At 42.7% G+C, this 24,129-nt stretch carries 18 protein-coding genes; 7 read left to right on the forward strand and 11 right to left on the reverse strand.

Annotated elements, in window-relative coordinates; genetic code table 11:
- Positions 1-52: 52 nt before the first annotated feature.
- From PR709_RS10630 to PR709_RS10665, 8 genes are all read right to left on the reverse strand, one after another.
- Positions 53-862, reverse strand: coding sequence for a hypothetical protein (locus tag PR709_RS10630; RefSeq protein ID WP_101495241.1), 810 nt, complete (start codon positions 860-862; stop codon positions 53-55).
- Between the two features lie 304 nt (positions 863-1,166).
- The gene (locus tag PR709_RS10635; protein WP_004926274.1) at positions 1,167-2,543 is read right to left on the reverse strand and encodes an amidohydrolase family protein; all 1,377 of its coding nucleotides are present in this window, start codon (positions 2,541-2,543) and stop codon (positions 1,167-1,169) included.
- Between the two features lie 58 nt (positions 2,544-2,601).
- The gene (locus tag PR709_RS10640; RefSeq protein WP_004926276.1) at positions 2,602-3,552 is read right to left on the reverse strand and encodes a carbamate kinase family protein; all 951 of its coding nucleotides are present in this window, start codon (positions 3,550-3,552) and stop codon (positions 2,602-2,604) included.
- A 71-nt stretch (positions 3,553-3,623) separates the two neighbouring features.
- Positions 3,624-5,186, reverse strand: a complete 1,563-nt coding sequence (locus tag PR709_RS10645) for a hypothetical protein (protein ID WP_004926277.1) — start codon at positions 5,184-5,186, stop codon at positions 3,624-3,626.
- Between the two features lie 117 nt (positions 5,187-5,303).
- Entirely contained in the window at positions 5,304-6,719 is a 1,416-nt protein-coding gene (locus PR709_RS10650; protein ID WP_004926279.1) for a DUF1116 domain-containing protein, read from the reverse strand.
- Complete coding sequence (gene fdrA / locus PR709_RS10655; protein ID WP_004926280.1) at positions 6,719-8,269, reverse strand: acyl-CoA synthetase FdrA; 1,551 nt, start codon at positions 8,267-8,269, stop codon at positions 6,719-6,721. The genes PR709_RS10650 and fdrA overlap by 1 nt, the downstream gene beginning before the upstream one ends.
- Complete coding sequence (locus tag PR709_RS10660) at positions 8,259-9,188, reverse strand: DUF2877 domain-containing protein (protein ID WP_004926283.1); 930 nt, start codon at positions 9,186-9,188, stop codon at positions 8,259-8,261. The genes fdrA and PR709_RS10660 overlap by 11 nt, the downstream gene beginning before the upstream one ends.
- Before the next feature lie 18 nt (positions 9,189-9,206).
- A complete protein-coding gene (locus PR709_RS10665; protein ID WP_004926285.1) occupies positions 9,207-9,803 on the reverse strand; it encodes an ankyrin repeat domain-containing protein in 597 nt (198 codons plus the stop codon).
- A gap of 768 nt (positions 9,804-10,571) precedes the next feature.
- Between PR709_RS10665 and PR709_RS10670 the strand changes: the two genes are divergently transcribed.
- Complete coding sequence (locus PR709_RS10670) at positions 10,572-11,504, forward strand: LysR substrate-binding domain-containing protein (RefSeq protein ID WP_004926286.1); 933 nt, start codon at positions 10,572-10,574, stop codon at positions 11,502-11,504.
- Positions 11,505-11,523: 19 nt separating this feature from the next.
- Here PR709_RS10670 and PR709_RS10675 read toward each other — a convergent pair whose 3' ends face one another.
- Both PR709_RS10675 and PR709_RS10680 read right to left on the reverse strand, forming a co-directional pair.
- Positions 11,524-12,402 carry an alpha/beta hydrolase gene (locus PR709_RS10675; RefSeq protein WP_004926374.1) on the reverse strand — a complete coding sequence of 293 codons (879 nt, stop codon included), beginning with the start codon at positions 12,400-12,402 and terminating at the stop codon, positions 11,524-11,526.
- Positions 12,403-12,520: 118 nt separating this feature from the next.
- A complete protein-coding gene (locus tag PR709_RS10680; RefSeq protein WP_004926288.1) occupies positions 12,521-14,566 on the reverse strand; it encodes a TonB-dependent receptor domain-containing protein in 2,046 nt (681 codons plus the stop codon).
- A 389-nt stretch (positions 14,567-14,955) separates the two neighbouring features.
- Here PR709_RS10680 and PR709_RS10685 point away from each other — a divergent pair, with 389 nt between their 5' ends.
- Entirely contained in the window at positions 14,956-16,131 is a 1,176-nt protein-coding gene (locus PR709_RS10685; protein ID WP_036942320.1) for an MFS transporter, read from the forward strand.
- Between the two features lie 50 nt (positions 16,132-16,181).
- On the opposite strand, the gene hdeA is transcribed toward PR709_RS10685, so the two are convergent.
- Positions 16,182-16,487 (reverse strand): acid-activated periplasmic chaperone HdeA, encoded by a 306-nt coding sequence (hdeA, locus tag PR709_RS10690; RefSeq protein ID WP_004926290.1) that lies wholly within the window; start codon positions 16,485-16,487, stop codon positions 16,182-16,184.
- 482 nt (positions 16,488-16,969) lie between these two features.
- Between hdeA and PR709_RS10695 the strand changes: the two genes are divergently transcribed.
- From PR709_RS10695 to tssB, 5 genes are all read left to right on the forward strand, one after another.
- Positions 16,970-17,680: an ROK family protein gene (locus tag PR709_RS10695; protein ID WP_004926291.1), complete on the forward strand. Its 711-nt coding sequence runs from the start codon at positions 16,970-16,972 to the stop codon at positions 17,678-17,680.
- Positions 17,677-18,729 (forward strand): phosphogluconate dehydrogenase (NAD(+)-dependent, decarboxylating), encoded by a 1,053-nt coding sequence (gene gnd / locus PR709_RS10700; RefSeq protein WP_004926293.1) that lies wholly within the window; start codon positions 17,677-17,679, stop codon positions 18,727-18,729. Before PR709_RS10695 ends, gnd begins: the two co-directional genes overlap by 4 nt.
- Entirely contained in the window at positions 18,726-20,168 is a 1,443-nt protein-coding gene (gene zwf, locus PR709_RS10705; RefSeq protein ID WP_004926295.1) for a glucose-6-phosphate dehydrogenase, read from the forward strand. Before gnd ends, zwf begins: the two co-directional genes overlap by 4 nt.
- The gene (locus PR709_RS10710) at positions 20,165-22,474 is read left to right on the forward strand and encodes a glycoside hydrolase family 15 protein (protein ID WP_272570886.1); all 2,310 of its coding nucleotides are present in this window, start codon (positions 20,165-20,167) and stop codon (positions 22,472-22,474) included. The genes zwf and PR709_RS10710 overlap by 4 nt, the downstream gene beginning before the upstream one ends.
- A 1,138-nt stretch (positions 22,475-23,612) precedes the next feature.
- Positions 23,613-24,110, forward strand: a complete 498-nt coding sequence (gene tssB / locus PR709_RS10715; protein WP_004926301.1) for a type VI secretion system contractile sheath small subunit — start codon at positions 23,613-23,615, stop codon at positions 24,108-24,110.
- Positions 24,111-24,129: the final 19 nt, after the last annotated feature.

Genomic DNA, 24,129 nt, shown 5'->3' on the forward strand with positions numbered 1-24,129 from the left:
CTGAGTACTAAGTGAGTTGGGTCTATCTAGGCCCAACTGGGTAATAAAGAGATTAAATTAGCCCTTCTTCCTGTAATGCGAGATGAAAGTGTTGCACTTCTTCCGGAGTGGCTTGAATTCTTTTTAATGATAAATCCAATATATAAGGAATGTTTTTTTGCGGTTCACAAACGGCTAAAGCATATTTTTTGCCATTTTCTTCGAAGACTATAGGGGATGTTTTTTTATTGCCTGAATAGCCAGTCGATATTTTTTTACCATCTAAATTGAATTTATAAGAAACCATCAATAGGCGGTTAGAATTAACAACTTTGGCAGGAACAGCGATAAGTTTTAGTGGCATTTTGCCGCTAGATAATAATACTTTTCTGATCTTATTGTTCGCTATGTAGCGGTAAATAATAAATACAAGGCTAAAAATTAATAATGCGATGATAATAATTGTAGTTACAAAGCGGAGCATCACATTTTCGACAGCCACATCAACCGTTAAGCGTGATAGATCATTGGCATCGGCGATTGGTTGCACGGCAACATTTCGTGAAGTTCCTAGGAAACCAAAGCTATGTGAAACAGTGTGGCCGCGGTATGTCACCTTAACATTACAATGGGTAATAACCATCAAACTTGCTCTACAAGAGCCATTTATATTGGCATTAACAGGAACCGCATTTTGACCAATTTTATAGTCATACGCGATACCAGGTAATTGAAAAGCAACAAAAACGGTTAAACCGATAAGAACGAGAACAAGAAAAATTAAGCGTATTATGCCACCATCCCCTTTTAGTGGGGTTAACTGTAAGTCTCTTGTAGGAAATGCTTTTATTAATTTTTCAGGTAATTGAATATTATCTTGCATAGTAGCAGTGCTCATTGGAAATTAGAGGTATCAATTATAATAATTAAAAAAAACCTGATAATAGGATTACTACCAAAATAGTATTTTTGTGAGTACAAAAGGGATTGCAGATAGGATGAAATAATTTAGTGGCTAGATAAACAAGGGTATTCAATATCTGGTATCAGTTACACTACACATATTTAGCATAGCCGAAAGATAAATAAAAAATAGATTTAAAATAGGGTTAACATAATACAAGAGTAAAAAGAGAGCCACATATACGAAACTCTCTTTTTAAGAGTAAAGATGATAGGATCTTAAATTAGCTTATTTGTTTTTTAATCGCGCCTGACGCTAAGCTCCCTTTGTGGAAACTGGCTTGCCTTGGCGAAATTCGGGCGACCGCCTCTGCGGAGCAGGATGCATCGACGAGTACAAAGCTGGCATCATCCCCAACTAATGGCCACACTTGTTTGCCTTTGTCATCTAATGGCAACTTATTACCGGTGGCAATTGCCAGTGAACGTGATAGGGATAGTTCATCGGGGCGGGTATAGAGCTGGGCATATAAATTCGCTTTTTCTAACATATCACCGAGGCCAAATGGCGACCAATGATCAACCACGCTATCGGTTCCAGACATCACAAAGACACCGTTTTCATTGAGTGTTTTTAGTGGCATATGTAAGGTGCCAATAGGCACTGTGGTGGCGATAGTTATGTGTTGTTCGGCGAGTCGGTGTGCAGTTTCTTGTGCCTGCTCAGGTGTCAGTGTTGCAAGAGCAAAAGCATGGCTAATAGTCACTTTACCACGAAGAGTGCGGTTTTTATCGACGGTATCAATCATATAGTCGATAGCTGCGCGACCAGCTGGGCTTGTTTCATGCAAATGAATATCGACCCCTTTATTATAATCTAGCGCTATCTGGAACATGGTATCGAGCGATTTTTCCATTGCGCCATCAACGTTCGTGGGATCAAGTCCACCCACATAGTGCGCCCCTGCCTGCATTGCCTCTCGCATTAATGGCTCTGCTTTGGATAACAATAACCCATGTTGAGGAAAGGCAACAATTTCACAAGTTAGGTCTTGCTGGTGCTGATCAAGAACTTGAGTGAGCGCTTCAAGGTTCTTAAGACCGGAAACGGGTTCAATATTACAATGACTGCGGGCTATCGTTGATCCTTTGGATTGGATCAGTTTGATAAGCGCATGTGCGCGCTCTTGAGTATACGGCTGTAATTCCGGCAACAACTTTTGCTCAAGCGCTATCATATCAAGGATAGTTTTACCTTCTCGTGATTCGGGAGCTTGCCAAGGTCCACCATAAAAGGTTTTATCCAAGTGAATGTGCATATCACGAAAAGCGGGTAGCATGAGTTTACCATCTGCACTATAGGCTGCTAATTGCTTATCAATATGCTGTTTATTCGCGAGAAGTGCTGCAATTTTTCCATTTTTAATTTCAAGGGTGTGTAGGGCCGTTTTGGTGCCAATCACGCTCGCATCACGGTAACGAAAGCCTGTTTCCAGTAACACATCATCAAGATAGTAGTGATCATCTTTAATGGTGGTCGTGCTATTTAATGAGGTGGGGCCATTATCTGCGGCAGCAATACCGGATATCGCTCCAAATAGCGTGCAGGTGGCTGCCAGTTTTGCACTCGTTGAAAGAAACTCTCTTCTGTTGGATGGCATAAAAACTCCTTAATGAGAGGGTTGCAAGTTACTCGGCGTAACCTGCAATCGTGTGGGGCTAACCTTGAACAATGTGCGTGCCAGTTTCACCGCGTAAGGCTTGTGGCAATCTCTCAGGCGTTGTAATGATCACGCGTTTGCCACCATTGGCGAGAAATGACAGGCTAGCTTCAATTTTGGGTAACATACTTCCCGCTGGAAAATGCCCTTCACGCATATATTGCAGCATCTCTGTTGTTGTCGCCTCCCCAAGCGCTTGTTGCTCAGGTTTGCCAAAGTGAATACACACTTTCTCTACGCCAGTGGTGATAATCAAAATATCGGCTTTTAACTCTTTTGCTAGCAATGTGGTTGATAAATCTTTATCAATGACGGCGTCGACACTCTGGAAACCGCCATTCGTATTTTTAATAACAGGGATCCCCCCGCCACCAGCCGCAATAACAACATAGTTATTTTCACTGAGCGTCCGAATAGCCGCTGATTCGATAACACTCTTAGGCGCCGGTGAGGCGACGACACGGCGGTAACCTCGGCCAGAATCTTCAACAAAATGCCAGTCGGGATTGGCTTTTTTTAACTTCTTAGCTTGTTCTAGGCTGAAAAATGCGCCGATAGGCTTGGTCGGTGAGTGGAAATTAGGATCATTTTTATCGACTTCAACTTGAGTCACAATGGTCACCGCTTGGCGGTGATGGCGTTTTGCCAAGGCATTTGTCAGGGCTTGCTGGATCAAATAGCCAATACCACCTTGTGTATCGGCGACACAGTTTGCTAATGGTGTGAGTGGTAGCCCTTCAACGGTGTGAGCGATTTCGGCACGGCGTAAATCTAATCCCACTTGAGGGCCATTACCGTGAGTCAGAACAATATTGTAATTACCCTCAAGCATATCACAGACATGGGAAGCGACCTCTTGTACCGCTTTTTCTTGAGCTTCAATCGATTGGCCGTTGTTATCTTTGATAATACTGTTGCCCCCGATGGCAACAACCACGAGTTCTTTCATTGTTATTGTATCCTGATACAGAGTCTATAAGTCGATGTGCTCAGCACATCGACGATCGGAGGTTAATGGCATTACACTGATTTGCTGATTTTCTCAGCGGTTTCAGGTTGTTGCGCTTCTATTGATTTCCCTTTATCTAAGAAGTATTTCATCACAAATAAGCCCGACATCATGAGGTAAGCGTATACAAACATCAAGGCGGGTCCTTGTGCTATCCCTACCATCGGTGAGTGGATAATACCGAAGAATACCAGTAGCGCGCCTACGGCGGCTGTTATAGCCCCACGTAGTGGCTGATTGAGAATGGCAAAGATAGCGATACAGCCCCATAACATACTGGCTAATGGCGCACCATTCCCGAGATGGACTAAACCTTGGTAGTAAACACCTTTACTGAGTAAGACATCTGTGCCGATTTGTGCCGCAGAAGTTCCCGCCGCCCCCATCATGCTGTTCATCATGGTCAGTGCCCAGTTGGCAATCCAAGGGAACAGACAGATAAAGATGACAGGCACTTCCACTTTCGGTGTCTCTCGCACCACTTGGTTAGCAGTGACAACACCAATAAACACTAGGATAGGCACAATAGCCGTCATCGGAATTATGGCTAACATAAAAGCGCCTAGACCGAACAACGGTACGATGAACATGGTAATACCAGAGGCGAGTGTATAGCCGATACTGGCTCCCATAGCTTTCCAACCTGCATGACCCACATAGACAGTGACAGGGAATGGGTTACCCATAAAACAGCCTACAGTAGAGGATAATCCATTAGCTAACATTACTTTACGGGTATTGTATTCATCGCCAGCGGCATGGGCGCTTTCAATATTTTCAAGGTCGAAAATATAGTTTGCTAAGCCTAATGGTACGGCTGAAGCCAAGTAGGGTAAGGCATGTGGTAGACCCTGTAAGAAGCTATCAATATGAATACCGGGCGGGTTAAAGCCAAATGAGGCAACGGAGGCTTTAATGGCTTCAGGACTTTGTAAGCCAGAGACCCACGCCAGCACAGTTCCTGCAATAAGCAGTAATAACCCCGTTGGAATACGCGCAAAGATAGGTTTTTTACCAAACCAGTTGATAAAAATGAGCAGTAATACGATAAATGAAACGGTAGGCGCTTCAAAAGCCTGTAACATCGGGTTCATTGCCAGTAATAGCAAACCTAACCCAGAGAGACAGGAGAGCAATACGGTGCGAGGGATCATTTTACGGATAGTTTCGCCGAGGAATGAGCCACCGACAAGGATCATCGATTCTACAAAACACCAAACCAGTGCGATTTGAATCGCAAACTCGGCATTTTGAGTCGTTTGGTAAACAGGCATGATGACCAAAAAGGTCACGGTAAAGATAGAGGGAGCGCTTGGGCCGGAAGGCAGTGCGGTGACATCATCGCGCCCAGTCTGTTTGGCGAGTTGCTGACCAAAATAGGCATAGCTGATACTCGCTAGCAATACGGCAAAACCAAATGCAGGTGCAATACGTCCATAAACAAGATCTTTAGGGATGCCGACGACAAAGATCAGTAATCCCATCATAGTGAGCAGATTGGTTAAGTTATTGGTCATCAGCCCGAAGTAGGCCGCCCAGTCACCACGTTTCCACTTTAGTTTCGTTACACTCATGGAATGTATCCTTCAAAGAAGAGACTGCGGGGGCAGTCATGATTAAAAACCCTATTGCTCAGGTGAATCACAGCGTATTATTAATTGCCCAACCGAAGTTGGGCTTATTATCGGCGACTAGGCGTATTTTTCGGCGTAAGCCAACATAGCTTTTTCAAAGCAGTCGAACGGGGGATGCACAATACCAGCCCCGATCATACCGATACCTGCGTCTTTGTGGGCGATGGCCGTATTGATGACCGGAAGGATACCGCTGGCGGCAACCTTGGTAATATCAATGGCTGTGGGGATCCCCATAAAACCTAACAGCGGGATCGTGACGTTAGGGTTTTCACCTAATGTGATCTCTCGCATTTGACGTGAGAAATCGATGGCCTCTTCAACGGTTCCTCCGACCAAAGCGACAATGGCAGGAGCGGTTGCCATGGCGAATCCGCCAATGCCATAAGTCTCGGTAATGGCGGAATCACCGATATCAAGGCCTGAATCTTCGGGTTTATAGCCAGCAAACATCGGGCCGATAACTTGCTGTGAAGGGCCTGTAAACCATTGACCCGGTAGCCCACTGATACGTAATCCGAATTCATAACCATTACGCGCCATGGTGGTAACGACGGTGCTGTATTCGATACCATGAGCCGCATCCATCGCCGCTTTACACATCGCCATCCATGTAGGGCCAGAGAAGTAATCGCTGCTTGCGACAAAATCAAAAACGTCTTTTTGTTGAGCAACTGAGAAATCCGTTTGGATGATATAAGGGGTCAGTGCTTGGATAAGCAGCGTGGTGCCTGCGTTATTACGGTTATGGCACTCATCCCCCATATGCAGTGCTTGAGCCAACATCAGACGCAAGTCGATTTCGCCGGCCAGCTTCATAGCATCACGTAGCATTGGGCCTAAAACATCACGCATCCAGTTCAAGCGGTCAATCACACTTTGGTCGTTGGCTCCCATGCGTAAAATTTTTGCCATTTGCTCACTGAGGTTGGTAAATGCGCGGTTACCATAGGTTTTGTTTTCGACAATGTGCATAAACATTGAGGCAGAGGTCACACCCGCCATAGAGCCAACACAGTCGTGTTCATGACAAGGGGAAAAAATAATCTCGCCAGAAGCGGCTACGCGTTCGGCATCTGCTAAATCTTTTGCTAACCCTTCAAATACCAGTGCGCCAGTCACTGCACCTTTCATTGCGCCACACATATCTTTCCATTCAACAGGCGGTCCAGCATGTAAGATGGTGTTTTTAGTCATCCCCGGTACGACGTTAATGGCTTGATCATAGCCAACAAGTACAGGTTGTGACTGAATAATGCGTTCTAAGGCCTGCGCATTGGCAGCGGCAATTTTCTCTTGTAATGCGCTATTACTTTCAATTTTATCTAATGCGTTGATCACGGCAATATTGCCTTGCCCGGGTGGCGTCCAATCTAAGTGCGTGACGGGAACATGCTGCTTTTTAAGGTCATCACTGAACATTTCGATGCCCACGTTAATCACATTTAATGGCTGTTTAAATAATGAAGTCATTACGCATTCTCCCCTTTCCAGACAAATTCGCGGGCTAACAAACCGGTGTTGGTGCTACTACTTGCCCAAATCACACCTGCATCGGTGAGCATTTTCACTTGGGCATCCATGGATGGAGTGTCTTGGTCAGTACCGAGAACATAACCAAGGATTTCCAGCTCTCGACCCTCTTGTTTGGCAATCTCTTTTGCTGCTTTGATGGCATCGATCATCACGCCAACAGGATCTTCATGGGAGCCGTATCCCAGCACAAAATCCATAACGATAACGCCGACTTCTGGGTCACGAGCCTCTTGCAGTAGTCGTTCGATACGGTTGGTCGGATCAATCATTGGATGGGGTTTACCATTGGTGAAGTCATCATCACCAAAATCTAAGAAGGTGTGTGCGATGCTCTGGTTAAGATCGCTTAAGCGATATTCAGGGTTTGGCTGGATATTACTGTAGACATCATCATATTTTTCTAAAGCGGCAAACATCGCTTCATCACATAAGGTGCCACCACAAAATAGACCGCGAATGTATTTTTGCTTTGGTGATAGTTTGGCCCTGACTTCTTCAATGAGAGGCCAATTGAGTGAGTGTAAATTCAGTTGTTCTTTTTTGATACCGGTGAGTAAAACAGCTTTCAATGCTGCCTCTTTGGTGCTTTTAGCAAAGCTTAAGCCAGGCTTATCGTCGGGGATTGGCTGATTACCGAGGAAACAGACCACCACAGGTTTATGGCATTTTTCGGCTTGTGCTAAAACTTTTTTAGCGACGGTGGCGGCTGGTGGCTTAGAAATTAACACAATGACGTGAGTCTCTTCATCAGCATCAAGCATTTTTAGGGCATCAATCATCATGATCCCGCCGATCTTTTCACTCAGATCGCGTCCTCCCGTTCCGATCAGTTGTGAAACGCCCGCGCCAAACTCATGAATACGTACACTCAGTTCTTGGCTGCCTGTACCGGAGGCGCCAACAATACCGATATTGCCGCGACGAACGTTATTCCCAAAACATAAAGCCGCGCCATTGATTATTGCGGTTCCACAGTCTGGCCCCATCATCAATAATCCTTTACGGCTAGCAAGCTGTTTTAAGGCTAGCTCATCATCAATAGAGACATTATCAGAGAACAGCATGACATTAAGGTCATTTTCAAGAGCAATACGGGCTTCACGAGCAGCAAACTGACCATTAACTGAAATGACCGCTAAGTTGCTTTCTGGAATATGGCTATGTGCCGAATGGAGAGTGGCATATTTGGCTTCGTGTTGTGACCCACCTTGATTTTTCTTATTAAATAGCGCTTCAATGGCAACAAGCGTCGCCTCATTCGCTTCATCGCTGGCGCCTTTAATGACAATCATTAAATCGCCATTTTTTGCCGCTTCTAATTCTGGTGTTAATAACCCTAAATTTTTCAGCACGCCTTTATTCATCTCTGTTGCCATTGCCACAAATGCCTGCTCAACATTGTCGAGTTGATTGGCTTTAGTGGAGATAGACATCAGTGATACGGAATCAAAATACGTATTCTTTTTGATGACAACTTTAGTCGACATACTTTTCTCCAAAGTAGAGGGTCAGGTACAGTGCATCACGAATGCCTAATAACATGTCGCTGCCTGAGCTTGACCCGATATCTAAAATCTTTTGCAACTGCGAATAAGGCTTGGCGTCATTTGTATTTGCAGTCACTAATATGTGTAGTAGTTGCAGCAAATTTTCTCGATAGTGACGGTTTACTGCTTTTTCTAAGGTAATGGCACTGACTTTAGTGGTTGCCTCTTTAGCATGGCGAATACCCTGTTCAAAAAACGGATGCAGACATTGAGCTGGATGATGTTTAAGTAATAAAAACGCCATTAATCCAACCAAATAATCATCCCCAGATGGGGTCAAACCAATACCTAGGCCAATAAACTGCCTAACCATTTCAGGCAATTTTTGATGGTCTTTTTTCTTTAATAAATTAATCAGTTCAATGCGTAATGAATTTAATTTTTTTGCTGTGGTTAAATAAAATAAATTATCTCCATGATAATGAAATAAAGAGTGTCCTTCTCTGTTTAGCAAAACATCGATTACGCTTATTTGTGTATTTAAAAAGGATAAATAGGTTTTTTTATTGATGTTTTCTGGGATAAAACACACATTATTGGGCTGCCATGGATGGCAAAAGGAAAACGATATAAAATAATATTTACCCAAATACAGTGTTTTATTACAGAAATAAATATATTCCCCTTCTTTTAAATTTAATTTAGATAAGTCGTTATTCAATAATCGACAACTGTTAGGGGCATTATCTAATTCAGCACTGAGTAAAGTAAAAAGCGTATTATTAATAGAGATATTAATTGCTTTACGAAAAACTTGCTCTATTTGTCCTGAAAATGTAGGCTGATCGAATAAATTTAAAAATGTCGCATCAGCCGAAAGCCCAAACAGTTGTTGCCTTTGAGTCTTGGTCTTGTTCACAAGCCTCCTTGTGATGCACTATGCGCCCGCTGCGATTAGTAATTCAGCAATTTCGTGATAGCCTTTTTCGCGTGCTAGTTCTAAGGGTGTTTTACCGTATTTATCCGTCATATGTGGGTTGGCGCCGTGGTCGAGTAACAGCTTGACGATCTGTTGCTGCTTTTCGCCGCCATCATTTAATACGATGGCTTCAAGCAGTGGCGTCCAACCGACAAAGTTGGTGTGATTCACATTGATATCTGTTTTTTCGAGTAATTCACGGACGATTTCAACATGGCCTTTTTCGCTGGCGGGGGTGATCCCTACACCACCAAAGCGAGTTAATAAATCAAGATTGGGCTTAGCGGGAAGGACGATACGTAATAGGGTTAAGTCATTATTCAAGCAACTTAACAAAAAGGGGTTGAAGCAAGTTTGGTCTTGCTTATTAATATCCGCACCGGCATTAATGAGGAAAGTGACGCATTCGTAATGTTTATTTAAACTCGCATTTACGATAGCTGTCCGGCCTTGGCGGTTGGTAGTATTGATGTCCACTCCTTTGTCGAGGCAGTGCTTCAATAACGCTAGGTTGCCTTGTTCTGCTGCGGATAAAAACTCTTGCTCTAATGTCATGGTTTTCCCCTTATTTGGTTATCTGCATTTCATTGACGACAACCAAAATAGATAAAGACAATTTTAAATGTAATACCCAATCCGCATTATGTATGAGAAGAATGGGTATTTTTATGATGGATTAAGCATAGCAAGCTGTTGAAATAAATAGAATCCATTTAAAATTCATTCATCAATAGCAGCCTTGATTATTGAATTAAAATCAACAATTTCGTTTTTTTGTGCGCGAAAGCATAATTTTTCATCAATTCCTAGGCTTTTTTGCGTAATAAATGACCGAAACAATCCAATTTCACTGGTCAATCAGATAGGCAATAAAGGATTTAGTCAGTTTTGTGATAAGCATCAAACTAAAGGTTTTGCAACTGTTAAAAATGTGAATTAATTGATCGAGATCAGCGAGATTGTTAAGGGGATGCTCTAGTATTTATTTCAATGTTATTAATTATTTTGATTATAAATTAATGGGCTTTCTTTGCAGTTAATTCATCTAAAAAAGATAGCCCTGATAAATGGCTCAGTATGATAAAAGATTTCTTTTAAACGTAATAAAATGGTTGATAAACAACCAATATCTATAGGTTATTAAATATAATTCACATATATTCTTCTTACTTTAAGCGACAGGGTTGTTGGCGGTATTCACGGATCTGAGTCTCGCAGTGATCGATGTTGCTAGTGACCCCGCTATGTTCTGCCTTTCTGTAGCTCGAATTATTTTGATTATAAATTTTTTAATTTCTTTCTATCCAATTTCGGGTCACCAGTATGAATTCAATATTTACCGAAGAAAATTTACTGACATATACAACGGCTGCAAAATATGCCAGTTTTAGTAAGGCGGCAGAAGAGTTGGGGATCACCACGTCTGCGGTTAGTTACACCATTAAACGTATCGAAACTTATTTAGACGTGGTGCTATTTATTCGTGATACACGGAATATTGAATTAACAGAAGCGGGTTACTACTTTTACCGCAAAGCCACGGATTTATTAAATAACTTTCATCTGATCAAAAAGAGTATTTACTCTATTGAGCAGGGGATTGAAGCTCGGGTGCGTATTTGTATTAATCAGTTGCTATATACGCCTTATCACACTGCAAAATTGCTGCAAATCCTTAAAAAACAATTTCCGACTTGCCAAATAACAGTGACCACTGAGGTGTATAACGGGGTATGGGATGCCATCATCAATAATCTCTCTGATATTGCGATTGGTGCACCAGGTACTTTGATGGATGGCGGAGGCATTGATTATACGGAAATTGGGGCAATTCATTGGCAATTTGCCATTTCAGCAACGCATCCATTAGCGTTGATGCCTGAGCCTATCGCCGAAAGCCAGTTGCGCTTATATCCTAATATCATGGTAGAAGATACAGCACATACCATTAATAAGCGGGTTGGTTGGCTATTACATGGGCAAGAAGCGATACAAGTTCCTGACTTCAATACCAAATGCCAATGTCAGATTTTAGGTGAGGGGATTGGTTTTTTGCCGGATTATATGGTGAAAGAGCATGTTAAGAATGGCCTGTTGGTCATAAAACAGATCCAAAACCCACGGCAAGACTCGCACATGTTATTAGCAACTCAGCATTCTGCGACGGGCCTCGTGACACAGTGGATCCGTAGGGAATTCACCGCAAATGGGATTCTAACGAAACTCTATAGTGATTTGTTAAAACCCATTAATTAGCCCGTCACATTTTACGTGTTTATTGAACGGTGACATCCAGAGCTTTATTGATAGCGTCAGGGATCACGCTGCCATGGCTTTGATTGGGGTAAAGTGTAAATTCACAATGACGTCCATGGTCGCTGAGCATGGTGCATAATTGGCGTGAGGTTATCCAACTTGAGCGTGATTGATAATGCTTAATCTGCTCCTCGCTGAGACGCGATAAATCAGGCTTTTCTTCTAACTCTCCTAAGGTGATAAATAAAGGTGACGCATTTTGTTGTTGCGTTAACTGAGCCTTATCTATCATTGTGCCTTTTCCCCACCATAAAGAAGGGCTAGCAGAAACAAAAGATTGAAATGCCGTAGGATGCTTTTGATAAGCCATCAACGTAAATAGCCCACCAAATGAATGCCCAAATAGGGTCTGTTTTTGTTTATCAATAGCAAATTGCTGCTCCACCCAAGGGCGAATTTGGCTTGTCAGAAATTGAGATAGTTCCTCTGATCCACCACCTTGTGCGAAATCATCACCAGCAACGCGGGGCGTATAATCGTAGGTACGCAATTGCTTAGGAAAGGCTTCATGGATTGGATAACCGACCCCAATAATAATAGGCAGTTTATCTTTGGGGAGTTTTTGGATGGCGCGATTGACGACAAGCGGGAATATCCCATTGCCATCAAGCATATACAGCACAGGTCTTGGTGACTGCATCCCATGAGGCACAGCACTAAAAATTCGATAGGTACGGCTTCCCTTTGAGCTATGGGGATTTTCCATATCATGATGCTGAACATCATAAAATTGGCTGACTTGCTTATCCAATGCCGGAGGGGTTTGCGATGGGCGAGCATAGGCGGTCGTCAAAGCCATTGAAAAGAGTAAACTGGAGATAATAAGTTTATTTATCATTTGGTTATTATGTTTTTTAGTTGTTGACGGTGTCTATGGGGAGGCCTAGCGCCAGCATAGGCAAACAGCGAATATTGGCCGATGACGCCAAATATTCGCTGCCGATGGCTAAGATAACTTAGAAGCTAACATTGACGTTAGCCCAATAGCGGCGTCCGTCTTCAACATCCCAGTTGCCGCCTTTGGTATCAATTTTGGGGCCTTTTTCATTCGCAATATTCAATACTGCCAAATTGAGTTTGGTATTTTTCAGTAGCTGATACGTCATCCCAACATCCATGGTGGTGTAGCCGCTACGGTAGCGTGGTGCGGTATAACCGTTACGCTGAGCGGCCCAAACCTGTTTGCCTTCATAATGGGCGCGGGTATAGAGGTTCAAGTCTTCGCTATATTGCCAGTCGAGTTTAGCGTTAGCGGTGTGTTTCGGCGTCTTATCTAGAGGGTAACCTTTCAATGACATGTTATTACTCAACTTTTCATCATCGCTTCGACGTTCAGAATCGACATATGTGTAGTTCATGCTCAGTTTCCAATCTTCTGCAAGAGGGATACCTGTTGCGACTTCAACACCCTTAATATTCGCTTTACCCACGTTATCAAAGGTGTAGAGTTTTAGGCCTGTGATAGGGTCTGGCTCACCCGTATAATAGCTGGTGAGTTTATTTTTAAAATCAGTATTAAATAGCGTCAGGCTCGCATTAAAGCCTGATTCGTGGTCATAGGCGATACTGATTTCTTCACTTAGGCTTTTTTCTGGTTTCAGATCACGGTTACCATAGATAATGCCTTCACCCTTTTCGGTTGACGTACCATAGCTTGGGCTGACTTCACGTAAAGTTGGGGCGCGGAAGGCTTGTGATACACCACCTTTGATGGTGATTTCATCGGTTAAGTAATAGATGGCATAACCACGAGGATTCCAGTGGTTACCATAAAATTCGTGGTGATCTAAACGCAAACCACCAGTCAGTATCAAATTATCTGTTGCTGTAAATTCATCTTCTAAGAAGAAAGCATATTGTTCAGCGCGGAGTGTTGTGTCTTCAGTGGTCTTTTTCCCTGTTGCAGAAGTATCTTTTAACCTAGCGTGTTGGAATTGACCACCTACTGTCAGAATATTATCGGGTAAGAACGCCACAACCTTACCATCAACGACAGTATTGGTAATTTCGGGTACGCGTGCCTCATAAACAAAGTGGTAATCGCCAGCGCTGTCTTTAACTTCTGATTTGGTATTTCGTTTCGTTTGCTCTTGGTACACACTCAATTCGGTGTTGAACAGATCCCAATCCCCTTTATAGGTAAGAGCGAAATGGTTTCTATCATTGTGTATCTCAGTTTTGGTATTTTTCTGTTTTGATTCGCCACGCATCGTATATTCAGCGAACGATTTACCCGGCGTTGAGGTGCGCTCTTGCGTTGTTCTACCCGCTTCAAGTAAAAAGGTTTGATTTTCGAGTGGGGTAAAAGTCAGTTTTGCTGTCAGGCTACGATTATCGCGTTTGTTATGGCCCTCAGTAATTTTATCTTCTTGGCGGTAATCGCCACCACCATACAGTTGTAACCCTAATTTATCGTTGATCAATGGACCGGATAGGTAGAAATTACCATCAGTAGAATCACCACTATCACGGTTTTCTTGTAAAATACCACCCAATGCTACATTGCCATGCCATTCATTGGTCACCTTTTTCGTGATGATATTGATAACCCCACCCATTGCATCTGAACCATACAAGGAAGACATGGGGCCGCGGATCACTTCGATGCGTTCAATCGCTTCAACGGGAGGCATAAAGCCCGCTTCAAATCCACCACTACCATTTGGGCGAGATTCACGGCTATTTTGGCGGCGACCATCGACCAATATTAAGGTGTATTCGCCGGGTAGGCCGCGAATATTAATATCTTGTTTATTGGCACTACCAACAATACTCACGCCTTCGACATCTTTTACGGCATCAGCTAAGTCGCGAACGGGTTTATTTTGTAGCTGCTCTTTAGAGATAACCGTAATACTCGCGGGGGCATCGCGTAACTGTTGTGAATATCCCGATGCAGTCACAATCATTTTGTCTGGATCTTCTTGGGCGAAGGCAGGAAGAGATGAAATGGCAGCGATAACAGCCGCTGCGAGTTGTGTGTAGTGGCGTTGAATAGACATGGTAACCCTTAAAACAAAATACAAATGTAAATGAGAGTAATAATCATATTGAATACAAATAGTATCACCGAAATAGATGAAAAATAAATAAGTGATTTGCTAATTAAATGATAAAAATGAGCGGTTAACAGGGATGAAGTAAAATGATCAACAAACTGCAACTTCTACGCTATTTAGACGTTACAATTGAGAAATAGAATATAGCCATAAAATAAATCTGGTTAAGGCGGGTTATATTAGAAAAATAATATTTATCAAATAGTTCATTAATAAAGTGTCAACTTGATTACAAAATAGAAATTTCAAAATTAACTTAATTGACATTGTTAATTCACTCACCTAATGTCAGCAAATAAAAGCTATTCTGTGAATATGGGCATCCTCCAATTATGTCAGTATCAGCATCACACTCATCAATGCCATTATTTCGAATCTCTGCTGCCATGTTTTTTTCGTATATGACCGTTGGATTGCCATTAACGGTAATACCCCTATTTGTCCATCAAGAATTAGGCTTTAGCGATGTATGGGTCGGGGTGGTCGTTGGTATTCAGTTTCTGGCGACGGTGTTGACTCGAGGCTATGCAGGCCGCTTAGCTGACCAAAAAGGCGCTAAAAGAACCACGTTGCAAGGGATGTGTGCCTGTGGAATATCAGGGGGCTTCTGTTTGCTCGCGGTATTATTACCTCTCGCACCTTTGTACCAAATTCTATTATTGATGGTAGGACGTTTGGTTCTTGGTTTAGGGGAAAGCCAGCTGTTAACAGGTAATTTGACATGGGGTATGCGGCTGGTTGGGGCGACACAAGCGGGCAAAGTCATGTCATGGAATGGTATGGCGATTTATGGGTCGCTAGCGGTTGGCGCGCCACTCGGGCTTGTTATCTACCAACATTACGGTTTTGTCGCGGTGAGTGCGATGGTTATGTTGTTGCCCTGCATCTCTTTGCTGATTAATGGCACAGTACCTGCGGTGGCGCCTTTACATGGCAAATGGCTTCCTTTCTGGTCAGTGATCCGCAAAATTTGGAAAATGGGTATCATATTGGCGCTAAAAGGTATCGGTTTTGCGGCAATTGGTACCTTTATTTCCCTGTATTTTGTTTCTGAACAGTGGGGAAATGCTGGACTTGCCCTCAGTGCTTTCGGCTGTACTTTTGTATTAGTGCGGGTGCTGTGGGGCGGGCTGCCAGATAAAATGAATGGTTATCGCGTCGCAGTAGTCTCTCTTGCCGTAGAGTTTGTAGGGTTGCTCATATTATGGGCGGCACCAGTGTATGGGGTTGCACTCTTAGGTGCAGCCTTGACGGGGGCGGGGTGTTCATTAGTTTACCCTGCCGTGGGAACGGAAGTGGTTAAAACTGTGGCGCCTCAAATGCGTGGAACCGCATTAGGTGGTTATTCCGCTTTCCAAGATATCGCCTATGGTATTACTGGGCCGTTAGCGGGTATGGCGGTGGTTTATTTGGGATATCGAGGGATCTATTTTATTGCGGCACTCTGTGTACTATTTGCGTTGATAATGACGCTATCGGCAATTCGTCATACTCAAAAAGTGACGTGAGTATCTCGATAAGTTGCGTAGCCATAAGCTACGCAACGATATTAGTTGGCTTATTTTTTAGCGTTTTTTACTTGTTCAACAAAGTTAGCCTTCGTGTCTTTTTTACAGGCATCAATCACAACCGGTGTGAGTGTTTGGATACCATCAACATCTAAAACTGCATCTTCAACTTTATCTTTTTTAGTTAATAGCTCACCAAAGCCGACAGCCGTTGGGTAAAAATTATCATCGATAGCTAAAAACTCTTCACACGTCCACTCTGCTAAAGGCTTAGTATCGTTTTTTTTATCTTCAGCCATTGCTGAAAGGCTCGTTAATGAAGCTGCAATAATGCCGACAATAAAATATTTTTTCATAATTTCACCTTAATATTTAACGATCATTGGATGAGTTTTTCATAAAAGGTTCTAATATGGATATAGAAAAATATCCCTATTTCTTAATCATCATAGATGATGAAAAATAAAAAACAAAGAGCGCAAATCGATAGTATTTATATGATTATTTAAATACCATCGGTATTGATTCAATATTGTAAAATAAAACGCAAACTCATCATTTAATGACAATAAAAATTAAATACCAATTAAGTTTTATTTAATTAAAGGCGTTTTTACTTTTATTAAAACTATTTATAGGTATACTTTTTTATCAACAAAAAATAAAATTCAACCTTGTTATCGATTATTGACTAATACCTATTTCGTTGCAGTTATTTCAACACCAGAAGGAAGAAAGTTGTTCGCTTAGGTCGCGTTATCATTTATCGACTTAAGCTCGGGGGTTTCCTGTAATACAACACCCATTGCCAACGTTGGCAAAGCGGAGAAAACTTTCTATGTCTTTAACGAGTAAAACATCTTGTGTTATTACAATTTCGGATGTTCCCACAACAAAGCGAATTTTAGTCATTGATGTTGGTGGTACTCATGTCAAGCTATATACCGCCCCCAACACCCCTGCCATTGAATTCGTTTCTGGGCACACCATGACACCAGAACAATTTATTCATGATGTGAATCAATGCGTTGATACCTCTCTGTTCGATGGCGTCAGTATTGGCTTTCCATCTCCTATCTCTGGAAATCGCATCCTTAAGGAACCCGTTAATTTAGCCAGTGGTTGGGTCAACTTTGATTTAGCCGATGCGTTCCCTTGCCCTATTCGCCTAATTAATGATGCCGCAATGCAAGCCGTCGGTAGCTATGAAGGTGGCAGTATGTTGTTTTTAGGGCTTGGAACTGGATTGGGAAGCGCATTGATTGTTAATCAGCAGCTACAGCCAATGGAAGTCGCGCACCTGCCATACCTTGAACACGACTATGAATACTATGTCAGTGAACATTATCGTGAATCCGAAGGTGATGCCGTGTGGCGGCAGAGTGTACTGACGGTAGTAGACCTCTTTTATCAAGCATTTATGCCGGACTACATTGTTATCGGTGGCGGGAATGTGCATCAGTTTACGACGTTACCGGAACATGTACGGCGTGGAGATAATGACAAAGCTTTTCTTGGTGGAATCAGAATTTGGGGAAATAACTTATGAATCAATCATCTAACAATCAACTTCAACTCGGTTTTATAGGGCTAGGCAGAATGGGTGCAGCAATGGTTCGTCGCATCCAACAAGCAGGCATATCGTGCGTTGTTTATGACCAAAATTCGGCTATCCGCCAGCAGCTACCTGACAGTGTTATCTTCAACCATTCATTGGAAGAATTAGTGAAGAACATGAAAGCACCACGGCATATTTGGTTAATGTTGCCCGCAGCGGTCGTAGATACCGTGATTGCCCAGCTCAAACCCTTATTGGAGAAGGGTGACACGCTGATCGATGGCGGTAACTCCCACTTTACAGAAGATATTCGCCGCGCCAATGCACTGAAAGCCGATGGAATTAACTATATGGATGTGGGAGTCAGCGGTGGCGTATGGGGTGAAGAGCGTGGTTATTGTCAGATGATTGGTGGTCCAAAAGAGCATTACCAATATTTAGAACCTGTTTTTCGTGCATTAGCACCCGGAGTCGATGCAGCGCCACGTACGGAAGGTAACCATGGTGAACCTTCACCAGCAGAGCAAGGATATCTGCACTGTGGGCCAAGTGGAGCAGGCCATTTTGTGAAGATGGTCCATAATGGCATCGAATACGGCTTAATGGCGGCTTATGCGGAAGGGCTGAATATTCTAAAACATGCGGATCAAGGGTTGCACCCAGTGGCAGCAGATGCAGAAACCGCACCACTTGAACATCCAGAGTATTATCAATATCAATTGCCTGTTGGTGAGATCAGTGAATTATGGCGTCGTGGGAGTGTGGTGGGATCGTGGTTACTCGATCTGATCGCACAAGAGATGCATCAATCCCCTGATCTGGAAAATTATGCTGGTCGTGTTTCAGATTCTGGGGAAGGCCGCTGGACCTCGACGGCGGCGATTGACCTCGGCGTGCCGGCACCAGTATTAACGAGTGCACTTTACTCACGTTTCACCTCTCGTGGCAATGACCTGTTTGCAGACCGAGTTCAGTCTGCCATGCGCCATGCTTTTGGTGGCCATAAAGAAAAAACTGAGGATCAAGGAGGGGCGAAATGAGTCGTTTCTCTTTGGTGATCTTGGGGGCAAGCGGTGATTTAACTAAACGTCTATTGATGCCTTCTCTATTTCGTTTACATCGATTAGGACTGATCCCTGATTTGAACATTATCGGGTATTCGATTGATAAATGGGATCATGACTCGTTTTTGCAACATATCCATGATGCATTGGCAGAGTTTATTACTGATTTTAATGAAACAGAATGGAAAGCGTTTAGCGAACATTTGGATTTCGTCAGTGGCTCATTAGAAGCGAATGATTTGAAGGCGTTGGAAAGTAAACTAACGCCATCTGCACTCTTTTATTTAGCCTTACCACCGACTTTATTTGGGCAAGCGGCGCAGGCGATAGGCGAAGCGGGGCTATCTAAAGAAAGTGGTGATAATTGGCGACGTATTTTAATTGAAAAACCGTTTGGTACTGATCTTGAATCGGCAGAGGTATTGCGCGGGCAAGTACATGCTTATTGGGATGAATCACAAGTTTACCGTATTGATCATTTCTTAGGAAAAGAGGCAACACAAAACTTGATGATTTTCCGTTTTGCTAACCGCGTCCTCGCCCCGGTTTGGAATGCTGAGCATATTGAGCAGGTGCAAATTACTTATGCAGAAACATTAGGTGTAGAAAACCGAGCTGTCTATTACGACCACTCTGGTGCGATGCGTGACATGCTGCAAAACCATCTTATGCAATTGTTGACATTAACGGCAATTGAGCCATTAGGGCGCTGGGATGGTGAGATTCTACGTGATCATAAAGTGGAAGTGTTGAAATCCATTCGACCAACAGATGATATGGATGCCAATGACTGGGCCGTTCGTGGGCAGTATTGTGCAGGGCAAGTGAATGGCGAAACTGCGACGGATTACTGCAACGAGCCAGGTATCCCTGTCGATACCAACACAGAAACGTTTGCCGCATTGCGAATAGAGATAGATAACTGGCGCTGGAAAGGTGTGCCTTTCTATTTACGAAGTGGTAAACGGTTAGCCAATAATTACGCTGAAATCGCCGTGCAATTTAAAGCTCCGGCCGGTGCATTACCGGGGGATATTCAGGTCGATAATAATTGGCTCGTCTTTAGATTATCCCCAACGATGGGGATGGATATGCATATGACGGCGAAGTTGCCAGGGATGAATTTAAATACGCATGGCATCGTGCTCAGCGCGCCTTATACCTTACCGGGGCAGTATGAAGTTTCGGCTTACGAGCAACTTTTAATTGATGCACTGCATGGTGAGCGTGCGCATTTCCTCCGCTTTGATGAAGTCGAATGGGCATGGCGGGTCATCGACCCTGCGCTAAAAGCGTGGCAGAAGGGAATGCCTGACCTGTATAAGGCGGGAACGGAAGGGCCAGATACGCAATCTCGGATCATGCGCCCCGGTCATCAATGGCGTTCACTGTTTGAACAGGAGGGTCGCGAATGATAGCACAGCAAGCCCCGGGCGCCCCGGGAAGCACTGCGACGTGGACAAGTAGTGCAAAAGACATGGTGGGAACGGCAATCGGTCAAGGACGAGTATGGTTTACCGTAGGTTATGGCATCTTAAATGAGGTGTATTGGCCTTCTTGCAGTACACCACAAATTCGTGATTTAGGTTTTATTATTGCTGGGGATGACTTTTGGTCAGAGGTAAAGCGTGTCCACCAATACAGTATCACTACGCCGTCATCCTCCTTACCACTGCCAAAAATCGTGCATCAACATGAGCGTTATCGCCTTGAATTAGAGATTATCACTGATCCTGCGCGCGATATCTTGCTGATCCATTATCATCTTGAAGGTGAAGGGCTGCGATTATATCCGCTATTAGCACCACATCTCGGCGGCGATGGTGACAATAATTATGGTTCGGTGACGTCTCAAGGGCTAGCGGCTCAGAAGAACGGGCAATATCTGATCTTGTCTGCTGAAAATGGCTTTGCAAGAGGCAGTGTGGGGTATGTTGGTAGCTCAGATGGTTGGCAGGATTTTAGTCAAAACGGTGGTATGAGTTGGGAATACCAGCAGGCTGGGCCAGGTAATATCGCGATGATAGGCGAGTTAAATCATAACTCAGGCGTATTGGCGTTAGCATTTTCTGCCAGTGCGCAAGGTGCTGCAACCTTAGCTAATAGCGCCCTAGCAGAGGGCTACCAAGAAGCAAGGCGCCAGTATGCTTATTTGTGGGCGGAATGGAATGAAACGGTGAATTTCCCTGGGTTAGATAAGCTGCCTAAAACGTTATCGGATGCTGTTCGCACTTCGGTTGTGGTCTTGAAAACCCATGAGGGTAGAACATTCCCCGGCTCGCTGGTGGCGAGTTTAAGTACGCCATGGGGAGATACTCATAAGGATCCGGGAGGATATCACCTTGTTTGGCCTCGTGACTCCGTTGAAGTCGGTTTTGCCATGTTGGCGTGTGGTTTGATCACTGAGGTTCGAGCTTTACTGGCTTACTTGATTGCTATTCAACAGCCAGATGGTCATTGGATGCAAAACAATTTCACCGATGGTCGGCCTTATTGGCAGGGGATCCAATTAGATGAAGTGGCATTGCCTGTTTTATTTGCAGCGAAATTGCATGAACAGGGCTTACTGGGGGAAATGCAAGGTGCGGCAATCCGCATGGCGCGCAAAGCGTTAGCCTTTATTGCGCAATATGGCCCAGCCAGCCCACAAGACCGCTGGGAGGAGAATTCAGGGATCAACCCATTTACGCTGTCGGTTTCGATAGCAGCATTGGTGGCTGGCGCCAAAGCGGGCTTCCTTGAGGATGGAGATAAGCAGTATGCGCTTGACTTAGCGGATGATTGGAATGAGCGGTTAGAATCATGGGTGTATGTGGCTAACACGGAGTTAGATAAAGAGCTTGGTATCTCTGGGCATTACATCCGCTTGAATCCAAATTGCCATTCTGCACGTTTTGGTGAGGTGATGTTGCGCAACCGGAACAATGAAACCATCAATACGCGTGCGTTATTGGGGATGGAATATCTCTATCTTGTTCGCTTAGGTTTACGTAAGGCATCAGATAAGCGGATTGAAGAGACGACTAAACTTGTTGATGAGCAACTGTGTGTCAATTTACCCGCGGGGCCATATTATTATCGTTATAACGAGGATGGATATGGCGAGCATGAGGATGGGCGTGCTTTTGATGGTAGTGGTGTAGGTCGTCTTTGGCCGTTGCTCAGTGGGGAGAGAGGGCACTATGCCGCCGCCCGTAAAGAGGATATTAAGCCTTATTTAAATGCCATTTTGGCTTCAGCAAGTACAGGTGGTATGTTGCCGGAGCAAATTTGGGATAAGGAGAGTATACCTGAGAGGGGGCTATTAACGGGGAGGCCAAGCGGTAGTGCGATGCCACTGATTTGGGCTCATGCGGAGCTTATCAAGTTAATCTATGTGCAAAAGACGGGTGTGCCTATTGAGCAACTAAAATCGGTGAGTGAGCGTTATGGCAATAAGCCTCCAGCACCACGCGCACGTCATTGGCGTGATAATTTATCTTGTGGTGCGATACCCGCCAATCGCCAGTTATGGATTGAAGCACAAGAGCCATTTGTTTTGCATTATGGTTATGACAATTGGCAGGATATCAAGGAGCAGAGTAGCCAACCTCTCGGTTTAGGGTTATATGGTGTTGCGTTAGATGTCAGCGCATTGGCAGGAAAAACACTACAATTTACGCGTAGGTTTGATGCTAAGGGCTGGGAAGGACGTGACTGGCAAGTTGAGATAGAGGTGTAGTACTACTCCATTAATTAAACTAAATATCAATCGAGCACTTTATGGTGCTCGTTTTTTTGAATATAAAATCGTACTGCACCTAAAATATAGGTCAGCGTTACCTTCTCAAAGGGCAAATTAAAAAACTATTGTTTATAGGTAATAGTGACTAATTTATGGAATAATTATATATATAAATTATTTATTCTAGGTTTTAATAGGCTGTTAATAAGAACGACAAGAAAATTATCTAATCAACACCATTTATACTTATAAACACTTCACTCTTGACTAAGCCTAATCACTTATCACGTTATAAAATTTAGCTGTTGAGATTATACTCTAACTGCGGTTAATTATTTTTTTTATTATTTTGGTTAAATATTTTGTTAACCTTATAAAAAATTTTGTTTTATATTGTAGAAATTAATCAAATCAACTATAAACAGGGTTAACTATTTATCGCTGTTTATTTCTGAGATTAGTCTTATTTATTATTAATAATATGGTTCTTAATTGGATTTTTCTTATTTTTAATTTTTTTATCGTTTTGTTTAAAATAAGTTTAATCTAGATTATTATTTTGTTTTTATGAGCAAATTATATTTACTCAGCATATTTGAATGTTGAGAATAAGTTAATGCTGGATATCGCTACTTTTATTGTTTTATTATTAAATACGTACCTCCACATTAATTGCTTGTTAAATAATGATTTTTTCCTTGTTAACTCGTAAAAAGTTATAATGTTTTACTATTATATAGTCATTAACCAATGTTCTAAAAAAAATTAATTTTTTATTAAATTACGCCTGTTTTATCTTTTTTTAACGTTAAGGAGAGTTAGTTAATTAATTGACTTTTATGCTTTTTTTGCTGCTCTGTAACATATGATTGCAAAAAACATTTTCCTTAAGGTAAGTTTTGCTATTGACCATAAACAAATTTATATATTATATCCCGATAAAAGCCAAAATAATCAGTATAAATAATTATACACCTATATTTTTGACCACCGGGACAAGTTAACTCTCTTAATGGGTATTCTGTACTCGTTAGGACTTCTATGCTCTGAATTTATTATTCATTATAATTTTGAGCAATTTTTAATCATGTAAGCAGGTTTAAGATTTTAAGCTAATAAGGGAGCTTAACTTATAATGAGTAAAAAAGATCTCGGTAGTGTTGCACCAAAAGAAAGGATTAATATCAAATATACACCTAATGATGGTGGAGCTAAATCTGAAATAGAATTGCCGCTTAATATGCTAATCGTGGGAGACATGATTGGTCGAACGGAGGAAACTCCGATTGAAGAGCGTAAAGCTATTTCCATTAACCAGAATAACTTTAATTCAGTCATGGAAAGTGCTGGAATAAGCTTAAATATCAATGTGGAAAATACACTTGATGAGAAAAGTGATTCTGATCTTAATGTGAATTTAGATATTAAATCCCTTCAAGATTTTTCTCCCGACAATGTTGCTCGCCAAGTTCCAGAATTGAAAAAATTACTTGAACTTAGAGAGGCATTAGTCGCTTTGAAAGGTCCTCTTGGCAATATTCCTGCTTTTAGAAAACGTCTGCAAGAGCTTCTAGATAATGAAGAGACTCGCGAACAGTTGCTGAAAGAACTTGATATTGCTAGCCAAAAATAATGTTTATAGAGGATTATTT

Source organism: Providencia sp. PROV267, from assembly GCF_028477825.1.
Classification (GTDB): Bacteria; Pseudomonadota; Gammaproteobacteria; order Enterobacterales; family Enterobacteriaceae; genus Providencia; species Providencia stuartii.

Excerpts from the sequence above, each read along its gene's own strand:
- PR709_RS10630 (WP_101495241.1), bottom strand. The coding sequence starts at position 862 with ATGCAAGATAATATTCAATTACCTGAAAAATTAATAAAAGCATTTCCT.
- PR709_RS10635 (WP_004926274.1), bottom strand. The coding sequence starts at position 2,543 with ATGCCATCCAACAGAAGAGAGTTTCTTTCAACGAGTGCAAAACTGGCA.
- PR709_RS10640 (WP_004926276.1), bottom strand. The coding sequence starts at position 3,552 with ATGAAAGAACTCGTGGTTGTTGCCATCGGGGGCAACAGTATTATCAAA.
- PR709_RS10645 (WP_004926277.1), bottom strand. The coding sequence starts at position 5,186 with ATGAGTGTAACGAAACTAAAGTGGAAACGTGGTGACTGGGCGGCCTAC.
- PR709_RS10650 (WP_004926279.1), bottom strand. The coding sequence starts at position 6,719 with ATGACTTCATTATTTAAACAGCCATTAAATGTGATTAACGTGGGCATC.
- fdrA (WP_004926280.1), bottom strand. The coding sequence starts at position 8,269 with ATGTCGACTAAAGTTGTCATCAAAAAGAATACGTATTTTGATTCCGTA.
- PR709_RS10665 (WP_004926285.1), bottom strand. The coding sequence starts at position 9,803 with ATGACATTAGAGCAAGAGTTTTTATCCGCAGCAGAACAAGGCAACCTA.
- PR709_RS10670 (WP_004926286.1), top strand. The coding sequence starts at position 10,572 with ATGAATTCAATATTTACCGAAGAAAATTTACTGACATATACAACGGCT.
- PR709_RS10675 (WP_004926374.1), bottom strand. The coding sequence starts at position 12,402 with ATGATAAATAAACTTATTATCTCCAGTTTACTCTTTTCAATGGCTTTG.
- PR709_RS10680 (WP_004926288.1), bottom strand. The coding sequence starts at position 14,566 with ATGTCTATTCAACGCCACTACACACAACTCGCAGCGGCTGTTATCGCT.
- PR709_RS10685 (WP_036942320.1), top strand. The coding sequence starts at position 14,956 with ATGTCAGTATCAGCATCACACTCATCAATGCCATTATTTCGAATCTCT.
- hdeA (WP_004926290.1), bottom strand. The coding sequence starts at position 16,487 with ATGAAAAAATATTTTATTGTCGGCATTATTGCAGCTTCATTAACGAGC.
- PR709_RS10695 (WP_004926291.1), top strand. The coding sequence starts at position 16,970 with ATGTCTTTAACGAGTAAAACATCTTGTGTTATTACAATTTCGGATGTT.
- gnd (WP_004926293.1), top strand. The coding sequence starts at position 17,677 with ATGAATCAATCATCTAACAATCAACTTCAACTCGGTTTTATAGGGCTA.
- zwf (WP_004926295.1), top strand. The coding sequence starts at position 18,726 with ATGAGTCGTTTCTCTTTGGTGATCTTGGGGGCAAGCGGTGATTTAACT.
- PR709_RS10710 (WP_272570886.1), top strand. The coding sequence starts at position 20,165 with ATGATAGCACAGCAAGCCCCGGGCGCCCCGGGAAGCACTGCGACGTGG.
- tssB (WP_004926301.1), top strand. The coding sequence starts at position 23,613 with ATGAGTAAAAAAGATCTCGGTAGTGTTGCACCAAAAGAAAGGATTAAT.